At 69.3% G+C, this 11,414-nt stretch carries 7 protein-coding genes, 1 tRNA gene and 1 pseudogene; 2 read left to right on the top strand and 7 right to left on the bottom strand.

Going from position 1 to position 11,414, the window contains the following annotated elements; translation table 11 throughout:
• The 3 genes and pseudogenes from ON23_RS00820 to ON23_RS00810 all read right to left on the bottom strand — a co-directional run.
• A pseudogene (locus ON23_RS00820) lies at nucleotides 1-499 on the bottom strand (aminotransferase class I/II-fold pyridoxal phosphate-dependent enzyme); the annotation flags it as partial.
• Between the two features lie 39 nt (nucleotides 500-538).
• Nucleotides 539-6,865 carry a type I polyketide synthase gene (locus ON23_RS00815; protein WP_039775240.1) on the bottom strand — a complete coding sequence of 2,109 codons (6,327 nt, stop codon included), beginning with the start codon at nucleotides 6,863-6,865 and terminating at the stop codon, nucleotides 539-541.
• A 35-nt stretch (nucleotides 6,866-6,900) separates the two neighbouring features.
• Complete coding sequence (locus ON23_RS00810) at nucleotides 6,901-7,497, bottom strand: GNAT family N-acetyltransferase (RefSeq protein ID WP_223273311.1); 597 nt, start codon at nucleotides 7,495-7,497, stop codon at nucleotides 6,901-6,903.
• Nucleotides 7,498-8,115: 618 nt separating this feature from the next.
• On the opposite strand from ON23_RS00810, the gene ON23_RS00805 reads away from it, so the two are divergent.
• Nucleotides 8,116-8,523, top strand: a complete 408-nt coding sequence (locus tag ON23_RS00805; protein ID WP_157170128.1) for a hypothetical protein — start codon at nucleotides 8,116-8,118, stop codon at nucleotides 8,521-8,523.
• Nucleotides 8,524-8,576: 53 nt separating this feature from the next.
• On the opposite strand, the gene ON23_RS00800 is transcribed toward ON23_RS00805, so the two are convergent.
• The 3 genes from ON23_RS00800 to ON23_RS00790 form a co-directional block, all read right to left on the bottom strand.
• Nucleotides 8,577-8,667: transfer RNA gene (locus tag ON23_RS00800), tRNA-Ser, on the bottom strand.
• 68 nt (nucleotides 8,668-8,735) lie between these two features.
• A complete protein-coding gene (locus tag ON23_RS00795; protein WP_039775236.1) occupies nucleotides 8,736-9,224 on the bottom strand; it encodes a nucleoside deaminase in 489 nt (162 codons plus the stop codon).
• Complete coding sequence (locus ON23_RS00790; protein ID WP_039775235.1) at nucleotides 9,221-9,757, bottom strand: tRNA adenosine deaminase-associated protein; 537 nt, start codon at nucleotides 9,755-9,757, stop codon at nucleotides 9,221-9,223. Before ON23_RS00790 ends, ON23_RS00795 begins: the two co-directional genes overlap by 4 nt.
• Nucleotides 9,758-9,815: 58 nt before the next feature.
• Here ON23_RS00790 and ON23_RS00785 point away from each other — a divergent pair, with 58 nt between their 5' ends.
• The gene (locus ON23_RS00785) at nucleotides 9,816-10,766 is read left to right on the top strand and encodes a prephenate dehydrogenase (protein ID WP_039775233.1); all 951 of its coding nucleotides are present in this window, start codon (nucleotides 9,816-9,818) and stop codon (nucleotides 10,764-10,766) included.
• Between the two features lie 13 nt (nucleotides 10,767-10,779).
• Here the strand turns inward: ON23_RS00785 and ON23_RS00780 are convergent, their stop codons facing one another.
• On the bottom strand, nucleotides 10,780-11,400 hold the full coding sequence (locus tag ON23_RS00780; protein ID WP_083903600.1) for a putative glycolipid-binding domain-containing protein: 621 nt from the start codon (nucleotides 11,398-11,400) through the stop codon (nucleotides 10,780-10,782).
• Nucleotides 11,401-11,414: the final 14 nt, after the last annotated feature.

Below are 11,414 nucleotides of genomic sequence, written 5' to 3'. Positions count from 1 at the left end.
CCATCGCGTCGCCGACGTCGTACATCGCGGCCAGGCGCTGTTCGAGTTCGGCGTAGATCGGGATCTCCCCGGCGACGATGCGGCTGGCCGAGGCGGAGGCGCCATAGGTGTCCAGCGCGTCCTTGGCTGCCTGCACCACCTTCGGATGGTTGCCCAGGCCGAGATAGTTGTAGGCGCTGAAATTCACCAGATCCCGGCCCTGCCACCGAATCACGGTGTCGTTCGGGCTCTCTCGCACAAGGAACATCGGATTGGGCGTGCCGCTGTGCTCGTGCACCGCCGCGATCGCCGCCCGCTTCTGCACCATCGCCGCGACCTCGGGGTGGTCGGCGAATTGGCGACCGGGGCCCCGGCGCGGGCGGGCCGGTTTGGTGTTGGCACCCGTGAACGCAGCGCTCGAGCCGGCGGACGTCACGGGAGTCGACGCCGGCGCACCGGTCGCACCGGACGCCGTGCCGGACAACAACTTCCGCGCCAGATCCCGCGCCGATTCACTCATCCCGCATCCCTTCCGGCGCAGCAGACGGCTGCGGCCTTCTCATCCCGTCGCCCCCTGCACGATCGCCTCGGCCACCCGCGCACCCGCCTGCTCGAGGCTGAACGAGCGGCCAATCTTCATCGACATCAGTTCCACGCCCAGCGATTTCGTCACCAGCGCACCGAATTCCACCGCCATCAGCGAGTCCAATCCGAGTTCGGGTACCGGGACCGTCAGGTCGATCGAATCCGCGGAGACGCCCATGACCTGCGCCAATTGCTCGGCCAGCATGAAGGCGACGACCTCGTTGCGCTTACCCTCGTCGAGTTCGGCGAGCTGCACGCGCAGCCGCGCGGCGGCCGAATCATCTTGTGCCGCAGCGGCGATCAGTTCCTTCGTGCGCCCGGTCTGGGCGAAGAACGGCGCGGTGGCGTTCACCTTGGCCCAGTCGACCGGAATGATCGAGGCCTGCGTGACGCCCAAGCGCAGCGCCTGCTCCAGATATTCGGTCCCCTCGTCCATGGTGATCGAATCGAAGCCGGTGTTGCGCAGGTATCGCGCGATGTGCTCGTCGTCGGCCATACCGCCGCCGGACATATGACCCCAGCCGACGACCAGTGCGGTGCCGCCCGCGCGGATCACCGAATCCCCGATCGCCTGCAGCGCGATATTGGCTGCGGTGTAGGCGTATTGGCCCACGCCGCCGAACATCGCACTACCGGAGGACCACAGCGCGAACTGGTCGAGCCGCGCCCCCGCGGCCTGGACACCGGCGACGAGTGCCCGCGCACCGTCGGCCTTCGCCCGGAACACCTTTGCCAGACTCTCGGCATCCATGACGGTGATGCGCTTGTCGTCGATGGCGCCCGCGGTGTGGAACACCCCGCGCAGCGGATGCTCGGGCCGGTGGGCGCGAACGACGACCGCCGCCACGGCATCGGCATCGGTGATGTCGACCCGCTCGATGGTGACCTCGATGCCCTGGGCCTCCCAGGCCGCGAGCTGCGCGACGGCGGCCTCGGTGGTGGCACCGCCGCGCCCGAGCAACGTCAGCCGGCGGGCGCCGTGGCCCACCAGCCATCGCCCGGTGGCCAGGCCGAAGGCGCCGAAACCACCGGTGATCAGGTACTGCGCCGCCGGGTCGATCTCGATGTCCGGTAGCTGCGGGCGGACCAGCGGCTGTTCTTCGGTCAGGTCCAGCGCGACCCGGCCGATCCGGGTCGAGCGGGCCACCTCCTCGAAAGCCTGAGCCACCTCCGCCGTGCCGTACTTCTGGAACGGCAGCGGCCGGTAGGTGCCGTTGTCGAAGCTGGCGTTGACCTTGCGGCCCAGCTCCATCACCTCGGTGTGCCGCAGTCGCAGCATCCGGTCCAGATCGAAGGAGAAGTAGGAGACGTTCTTGTCGAACGCCGACAGATCCAGCATGCCGCCGGTGTAGATATCGGCCTTGCCGATCTCCACGATGCGGCCGAATTCGGCGATCACCGCGAAGTTCTGGCGCAGGATCTCACCCGGCGCGGAGCTGATGATCACGTTCACGCCGCGGCCGCCGGTGAGGGCGAGCACCTCGTCGACGAAGGTGAGCGACCGCGATCCGACCGCGTGATCGGCACCCTCGGCGAGGACGTAGGCACGTCGCTCTTCGCTGCTCGCCGTGCCGATCACGGTGGCGCCGTGCAATTTCGCGATCTGCACCGCCGCGCTGCCGACACCTCCGGCCGCACCGTGCACCAGCACGGTCTCGCCGGCCCGGATCCGCGCGAGTTCGAGCAACGAGTACTCGGCGGTGGTGAAGGCCGTGACACTGCTGCACCGGCCCGCGTCGGTGTCGGGGTGGACGTGGGTGAGCGAATCGGTCGAGGTGGTGTGGTAGCGCGCGACCATGCCCTTGGAGGTCAGGCTCACCGCGTCACCGACGGCGTAGTCGGTGACGCCGGGACCGACCCGGACCACCTCGCCGCCGCCTTCCATCCCCGGCACCAGGCCGAAGAAGGTTTCCGACAGTTCACGTTCACCGAGGACGCCGATCACCTTCAGCGCGTCCTTGTAGTTGAGGCCCACGGCCCGCATCCGGACCTCGACCTCGCCCGGACCGGGTTCGCGCCGATCGCAGCGCCGCCAGCCCAGCCGCGCGAAGGTGCGCGAACGGGGCAGTTCCAGTTCGAAATTCGCCTCGGGGTCGGTGAGCGGTTCGGCGGTGTCGAGGGCGTCGAGCCGTTCGGGCAGCGTTCGGGTCACGACCGTGGTCCAGCGCAGACCGTTGCGCAACACGGCCTCGTCGACCAGGTCGTATTGGAAGCCACCGGGGATCGCCAGTTCCGCGGACAGGTCCGCGACCGTCGTGTCGGCGTCGATATCGACCAGTCGCCAGCGCAGCCGGGACTGTTCGTTGAGCAGTACGCGACGAGCGCCGGCGATGGCGGCCTGGCTGGGATCCGGCGCCGTCTCGTCCGCGGGATGGGCGTATGCGTGGGCGCTGACCACGGTCGCGTACATCGAGCCGTCGCCGGTCAGCGGAATCTCGATCTCGTGCTCGGTGACCCGCTCCTCGAGATAGCCGTCGAGCGTCACCGCGATCCGGCGCAGCGTCCACAGCGCGGCGACGTCACCGTCGGGTGCGTGTCCGGGGACCACGCACACGTGCAGCCTTCGCACGTCCTCGTCGCCGAAGATGTCGCGAAGCTGTTGTGCCAGTCGCGGTTCCAGCTCGGCGTCGGCCGGGTCCAGCAGGAGGACGGCCGAGCCGGCACCGCCCGCGACGGCATCGCGCACCCGCTCGATCCGCGAGTCGATGTTCTCGCCGTAGCCGAGGACCAGGGTGTACAGGCCGTCGTTCCCGGGAAGTGCGGTCGTGTCGACCGGATCGCGCAGCTCCCACCGTTCCTCGTAGAACATGTCGGTCATGCGCTGCAGCGGGCCGCGGCCCGGAGTCAGGGATCCGAATTCCATTCCTCTGATCTGCATGACCACGGTGTGGTCGGCGTCGAGCAGATCGATATCGGCCAGCGGCCGGTCGCCCTCGGTGAGCCGGGCCACGGCGGTGACCTCGGCCGGCAGCGGCGCCAGGCGGCGCACGGTGCGCACGCCGACCGGCACCATCGCGCCCTCCTGGGCCCCACCGCGCCCGGCGAGCAGGGCGGCCACACTCTGCAGCGCCGCATCGACGATCGCGGGATGGGCGAGGTACCGCTCGCCCTGGCCGATGGTGCCGTCGAGTTGTGCGACCACGGTGTCCGGCGAGATCCGGATCGCGGTGGCGCGCTGGAAGGCGGGGCCGTATTCCAGTCCGCGCGCAGCCAATCCGGCGTAGAACTCGGCGGGGTCGACCGCGAGCATGTGCTCGACATCGGGCACATCGGCGGTGATCGGCGCGTAGCTGCCTTCGACCAGGCGGCCCAGCGCGTGAACGGTCCAGATGGTTCCGGCCGCGCCCCGGGAGCGGATGGTGAAGCGCCCGGTCGAATCCTCCACGTGGAGTTCGACGATCGGCGCCTCGCCCTCCTCGACCACCAGGGGTGCGACGAATCGCACGCCTTCCACGGCCACCTGATCCGATTCGGTGCGTACCGCGGCGGCGCTCAGCGCGGCATCCAGATATCCCGCGCCGGGCAGGATCCGGGTGCCGCCCACGACGTGATCGGCGAGCCACGGTAGCGCCGCGAGCGACAGTTCCACCCGCCAGGCGTTGGAATCGTCGGGATGCTGATCCCCGAGCATCGGGTGCGCGTCCGGCGTGCCGTGGCGCAGCAGCCGGAATTCCGGCAGCTCGTTGCGCAGGCGGGTGCGCTGCCACGGATAGCGCGGCAGATCGATATGCGGCGTCGGATCCGGCACTCCCGCGAACAGTGCGTCGATGTCGAGAATTCCGGCCGCGTACAGCCCGGACAGGGTCTGGCGCAGACTGTCGGCGTCCTGCTGTTTGCGATGCAGGGTCGCCACCGTCGTCCCGGTTTCGCCCGCGCCGATGAGGATCTCGCGAATATTGGCGCCGAGCACCGGATGCGGTCCGACCTCGACGAAGACCCGGTTGCCGGAGCGGACCAGCGCGGTGATCGCATCGGCGAACCGCACCGGCTGCCGCACGTTCGCGCACCAGTAGTCGGCATTCCAGTCGGCCGTGGTGACCTGTTCGCCGGTGACCGTGGAATACAGCGGGATACGCGGTTCGGCGACGGTGAGCCCGGCCAGCACCGCGCGCAGTTCATCCAGGATCGGATCCATCAGATGACTGTGGTAGGGCACCTCGACCTGTAGCCGGCGCGCGAAAATGCCGTCGGCGGTGAGCTTTTCGGCGATCTCGTCGAGGCGGTCGACGGCACCGGCCAGGGTGACGGCCGAGGGCGAGTTGATCGCCGCGATATCGACCGAGCTGTCGGCGGCGATGACCTCGCGAGCCGCGTCGGCGGGCAATCCGATCGCCAGCATGCCGCCCGTGCCGGCCGTCGTGGCCTGCAACCGGGCGCGGTGGTAGCTGACCAGCAGCGCGTCGCGCAGCGACAGCATTCCGGTCACGTAGGCGGCCGAGACCTCGCCGACGCTGTGACCGACGACGACGGCGGGTTCGATTCCGTATTCCCGCAACGCCGCGTACAGCGCGACCTGGACCAGGAAGTTCGCCGGTTGCGCGATGGCGGTCGAGGTGACCTTCGACTCCTCTTCGGGCCGCAGCAACTCCTCGACGATCGACCAGCCCGCGATGTCGGTGAACACGGCGTCGATGCGGCGCGCCTCGTCGGCGAAAGCAGTGTCGGTGGTCAGCAATTCGCGCGCCATACCCCACCACTGCGGGCCCATACCGGTGAAGACGTACACCGGCTCGGCGGTGCGCTTGGCGACGGTGCGACTGATTCGCCCCTCACCGTTCGCCAAGTCGACCAGGCCCCGGACCAGTTCGGTGTCGTCACCGAAGGTGATCGCGGCACGATGGTTGTGGTGATTGCGCCGCCGCCACGCGGCCTCGGCCAGCCGGCCGGGGTCGGCGCCCTCGGCGATCAGTTCGGCAACGCCGCGAGCCAGGTGCCGAACCGCTGTCTCGTTGCGCGCGGAGAGCGGCAGTACGCCGAAATGCTGTGGCGCCCGGCCGGTTTCGGGAGCACCCGCATACTCCTGCAGAATCGCGTGCGCATTGGTGCCGCCGTAGCCGAAACCGTTGACGGCCACCGTCATCCGCTCGACCTCGGGGCCGACCGGTTCGGCCTCGGTCTGGAGGCGGATTCCCAGTTCCTCGAACGGAATATCGGGATTGGGGGTGTCCAGCCAACCCTGCGGCGCGATGGTGCGGTGCGTGATGGCCAGCGCCGATTTGATGACGCTCGCGATACCCGACGCGGCCTCGGTGTGGCCCAGCGTCGCCTTCACCGAGCCGACGCCGACCGGGCCGGGCCGTCCGGTGGCGGCGCCGTAGGCCCGGCCGATGGCTCGCAGTTCCAGCGGGTCGCCCACCGGCGTTCCGGTGCCGTGCGCCTCCACGTAGGTGATCTCGTGCGCCGGGATTCCGGAGCGCTCGATCACCGTCTTGGCCAGCGCTTCCTGGGAATCCGCGTTCGGAACGGTGATGGCCGTGGTGCGGCCGTCCTGATTCGAGCCGGTGGCCTTGACCACCGCGTAGATGCGGTCGCCGTCGCGTTCGGCATCGGCGAGCTTCTTCAGCACCACGATGCCGGCGCCCTCGCCACGGCCGTAACCGTCGGCGGCGGCGTCGAACGGTTTGCTGCGGCCGTCGGCGGCGAGAAATCCGCCCTTGCACATGGAGACGAACGGCTCCGGCTGCGCCATCACGGTCACGCCGCCGGCCAGCGCGTATTCGCAGTCTCCGCTTTCGATGGCCTGGCAGGCCAGATGCAGGGCGACCAGCGACGAGGAACAGGCGGTGTCGACGGTGACCGCCGGGCCGGTCAGGTTGAGCGCGTAGGCGATCCGGTTCGAGAGCATCGTGTACGACGCGCCCGCGGCGGTGTGCATGTCGACATGCGGCAGCGCCGGTCCGCCGACCGATACCGCGAGCTGATCGAGGGTGAAGGCGCCGATGTAGACGCCGAGCCCCGAACCGGCGCTGCGTCCGGCGACGCCCGCGTCGTCGAGCGCCTCCCACACCACTTCCAGGACGAGTCGCTGCTGCGGGTCCATGGCGGCCGCCTCGCGCGGGGAGATGCCGAAGAAGTCGGGATCGAACTCCCACGGATCGCCGGTCATGAAGGCGGCGCGTTTGGTGTACATGCGGCCGGGGGTGCGGCGGTCGGCGTCGTAGTAGCGCCGCCAATCCCAGCGGTCGGCCGGGATCTCGGTGACCCCGTCCCGTTTGTTGATCACGAAGTCCCAGAAGGACTCCGGCGAATCGATACCGCCGGCGTACCGGCATCCGATTCCGACGATGGCAATGTCAGACACAGCGACTCCTCGGCCGACTCGGCAATTCCCGCTGATCAGAGCGGTCGCGGTCGGCGAATCATGATGTTCATTTCCGGACCCGTCCTGCCCAGCCGGACGGACCCGGTGCGTTCGTTACCCAGGGCCTCGTAGTAGCCGACGTTCTCGTCCTTGCAGATTCCGCACAGGAGGACGCCCTGCCGGTCGGCCTTGTCGGTGAACGACGCGTACAGCGCGCGGCCGACGCCGCTGCGCTGCAGTGACGGATCGGTTCCGAGGTAGACGTGGAACAGATGAGGTTCGGCCGGCGCCGCCCGATCCATGGTCCGGTCGACCTCGGTTCCCCTTCCCACGGCGGTGCCCATTCCCGCGAGAAACAGCGGGCCCGCGAGGAATTCGCGGAGCCCGCCGGGCCGGTAGCCGTCGGGGTACCAGAGCAGGGCGCCGACGATGCGGCCGTCCAGCTCCGCCACCTCGGCGCCACCGGCCGGCAGGAAGCGATGCTCGATCATGGTCCGCAACATCCGCGGCGCCCGCCGGTGCCGGACGGTCTCGTCCGGAAAGACGTATTCCTCGATCGGATCGTCGTGGGCGAAGGCCGCGGCCAGTACCCGCACCATTCCGGTGATGTCGTCGCGCGTCGCGGTTCGCACGACCGGACTCCCGGTTTTGCTCAAAGCTGTTGTCCCTCACCTGATTTGCACACTGCCGACCACATCGGCGAAACATCCGGCCAGCGAACTGGTCGCTAGATTACCTCAGCGCGGGACGCTTCCTACCAGTCGGTAACGTGGAGTAGATCACGCCGGTACGACAGATTCCACGGACCGGCCCCACGCCCGCCGCCGGGCAACCGCGGGGCAGCCCCGCCGAATCCCGCGGCCCCCATGCGCAATACACCGCGAGCGCGCACGGCTCACCCGCCCGAATCACCACCGCTACCGCGCGCCGTCATGAAAACAGTTGCGTTTCAAAAATATTCACGACGGTATCTGTCACCGCGCCGGCGACGACACGCAGTGAACCACGGGCAATCACCCTCGTTCGCACGCGATCCCGGCGACTCCCCACCCGCGGTAAATCCACGCGGTCGCGGCGTCCGGCAAGGCACGACGCCCACCCGTCGGTAGTGACCGCGCACATGTCCCGGCTTACCAATGGCGGTAAGCCCTCGGGGCGGTACCGAACAATGGGGACGACGACGGCTTCGTCGTCATCGTTATCGGACCTCGACCGTGCAGGGTCGCGTGGAGGTCGAAAGGAACCGGAACTTGAACACACGGATTCTGGCAGCCGGCATCGTTTCGGGCGCCGTATGCGCCGCGGTCGCCGCCCTCGCCCCCTCGGCCTCCGCACAGCCGTTTCCCGCGGGGGTCTCCTGCACGGAGACGACCTGCACCAACGACACCGAGGAGACCTACCTGATCGAGGCCTGGCAGCACTGCCAGGTCGTCGGCGGGATCTCCGAGACCGAAACTCCGTTCAACCTGGTCGTTCGGGCCCATCAGACGGTGCGGGTCGAGGGAGTGGACTGTCCGCCGCTCGTGGTCGAGCGGCCCGATCTCGTCGGCGGCACCGACACCACGGTGCTGCGAACCGAGCCGACCCGGATCAGCTACTTCAAGGCCGTCCGCCACGACCCGGACGCGCCGAAGGCTCGCACCGGTTCGGCCGGGTGACGACGACCGGTGCGGACGAAAAAGCCCCCACCCGGAAATACGGGTGGGGGCTGTGGCGGTGGCGGAGGGATTTGAACCCTCGGTGGGGGGTTACCCCACACACGCTTTCGAGGCGTGCTCCTTAGGCCGCTCGGACACGCCACCGCAGGTGACTTTACCGGACGGGCGCGGCGAATCCGAAATCGGGTGGTCAGCGACACCGGGAGCAGAGTTCAGGGCCGTTGAGCGCGGAAGAAGGCGTCCAGGACGGCCGCACATTCGGCCTCGAGCACGCCCCCTCGGACCTCGGGCCGATGGTTGAGGCGACGGTCACGCACCACGTCCCAGAGCGAGCCGACCGCACCGGTCTTGGGCTCCCAGGCGCCGAAGACGACGCGGCGGACCCGCGCCAGGACCAGCGCGCCGGCGCACATCGTGCACGGTTCCAACGTCACCGCCAGGGTCGTGCCCTCGAGCCGCCAGCCGTCGCCGTACACCTGGGCGGCGCGGCGCAGCGCCAGGATCTCGGCATGCGCGGTCGGGTCGCCGAGCGCTTCCCGGGCGTTGCCGGCCCGGGCCAGTTCGCGGCCGTTCGCGTCGAAGACGACCGCACCGACCGGGACGTCGCGCGGGTCGGTCCGCGCCGCGGCGGCGAGGGCGGCCCGGACGAGATCCTCGTCTCCCGGAGGTGACCCCGGACTCGGCGCTGCCCCCGGGCTCAACGGTGCAGCTTGTCCAGGACCGCGGAGAATTCGTCGGCGAAGCCCAGCCGCTGCGCGACCATTCCCAGCTGTTCGTCCGGATACAGATCGGTTTCCGCGAGGATCACGCTGAGCACGGGCTCGGGCAGGCCGAGGTCCGCCAGGACGCCCAGATCGCCTTCCTCCCACGGATCGATCTCATCCAGTTCGTCCGGATCGATATCGGGGACTTCGACATTCAGCGCGTCGAGCACCTCGACGGCGATGTCGTAGTCGATCGCGGCGGTGGCGTCCGAGATCAGCAGCCGGCTCCCGGTCGGACCCGGCCGCAGGACGATGAAGAATTCGTCGTCGACGTCCAGCAGTCCGAATACCGCACCGGTGCTGCGCAGGGCGCGCAGTTCGTCCTCGGCCGCGGACAGACTCGACAGTGCCGCGGCGCTGAGCGGGCTGCAGCGCCACGTGCTGTCTTCGCGGACGACCGCCACGGCGAACCCTTCCACATCGTCGTAATCGTCCGACGCGGCCCTGTTCGTGCTCGAGCGCTGTGCCATGGCCGCAACGGTAGTCGGCTTCGGCGGAAATGTTGAAGTCGTATGCGAATCTGATCCGATGACAGGCGATCGGAATTCCTCGGTGTGCGTACTGGGTACGGGTTTGATCGGCGGTTCACTGCTGCGTGCGGCGGCCGCGGGCGGCTACCGGGCCTGGGGTTACAACCGGTCGGCTCCGGGTGCGCAGGCCGCCCGGGCCGACGGATTCGACGTCGAATCCGATATCGCGGCGGTGCTGTCCCGGGCCGCCGCCGACGATGCGCTGATCGTGCTGGCGGTGCCGATGCCGGCCATCGATACCGTTCTCGCGGATGTGAAGACGTTCGCGCCCGACTGTCCGCTCACCGATGTGGTGAGTGTGAAGGAACCGGTGCGCGCCGAGGTGCACCGGCAGGAACTGGGCGCGCGCTACGTCGGCGGGCATCCGATGGCGGGAACCGCCGAATCCGGCTGGGCCGCATCGTCTCCCGACCTGTTTCGCGACGCGGCCTGGGCGGTCGGGGTGGATCCGGGCACCCGCGCCGAACCGTGGCACCGGGTCGCGCGGCTGGCGCTGGACTGCGGTGCGATCGTGGTGCCGGTCCTGGCGGACGAACACGACCGTGCGGTGGCCCGCATCTCGCATCTGCCGCACGTGCTGGCCGAGGCGCTGGCGGTGGCCGGGGCCGCGGGCGGCGATCTGGCTCTGGGTCTGGCCGCCGGATCGTTCCGCGACGGCACCCGGGTCGCGGCGACCGCTCCCGAGTTGGTGCGCGCGATCTGCGAACCGAACGCGGCCGCGCTCACCGAGGCGATCGACGACGCCCTGCGCCTGCTCGAGGCCGCGCGCGACAGCCTGCGCGACGAGGGCACCCTCGGCGAACTGATCGACGCGGGCTACAGCGAACGCGATCGCTACGACACCCTGCGGCGCTGGGACATCACCGATATCCGCCCCGGCGATCAGGATTGGCTGGAACGGTTGCGCGATGCGGGACGCCGGGGTGGCGTGATCCGCTCGCTGGACTGAGAACCGCGCGGAGTCAGACCCGCTCGGCGAGGCCCGGATAGTCGAGGACGAATCCGTCGTCGTCGACGGTCACGGTCGCGCTCGACACCGGCGAGAGCACGTGGATTCCGTCGGCGCCGCTGCTGTAGGTGAGGATCGCCTCCTGGACGAGCAGATCCGGAACCCGCACGTAGACAACCGGAACCTGCACGTCCTCGGTGGCGTGCGCCAGCCCGAAACGGCGGATCGGCAGGGTGTTGAAGAACGGGCTCAGCACCACGTCCACATCCAGCGCACCGCCGAACATGGACCGCACGTGGGTGCCGCCGGCATCGACGAGCCAGTAGTTCTCCTCGTCCCGGGCGATCGAGGCATGCCGTTCACCCGAGGCGACGGTACTGCGCAGCGACAGCCGCTTCGTGCGTCCGACCTCGTCGGTGACCAGGTCGTAGGACGCGCTGAACGCGGGATGTTCACCGCAGCCCCCGGCGATGATGCGACCGGAGGCGCGGATCCGGTTACCGGTGAGGACCACGCGGACCGATTCCATCCGGGACGCGTCGTGCGCGCGCCAGGTGAGCACCGCCGGCCAGCGGGGCGCCGCGGCCTCGCTCGCCTGGGCGGTCTCGGAATTGCCCTGGGCTGGCTTACTCACCCCTCTACCGTAGG

Origin of the sequence: Nocardia cerradoensis NBRC 101014 (assembly GCF_000308535.1) — a bacterium.
GTDB classification, from domain to species: domain Bacteria; phylum Actinomycetota; class Actinomycetes; order Mycobacteriales; family Mycobacteriaceae; genus Nocardia; species Nocardia cerradoensis.
Note: the sequence above shows the minus strand (reverse complement) of the source record. Positions and strands in the feature narration are given on the sequence as shown.

What these genes read in the sequence shown, in the direction of transcription:
- ON23_RS00785 (WP_039775233.1), top strand. Translation starts at nt 9,816, where the DNA reads ATGACAGGCGATCGGAATTCCTCGGTGTGCGTACTGGGTACGGGTTTG.
- ON23_RS00790 (WP_039775235.1), bottom strand. Translation starts at nt 9,757, where the DNA reads ATGGCACAGCGCTCGAGCACGAACAGGGCCGCGTCGGACGATTACGAC.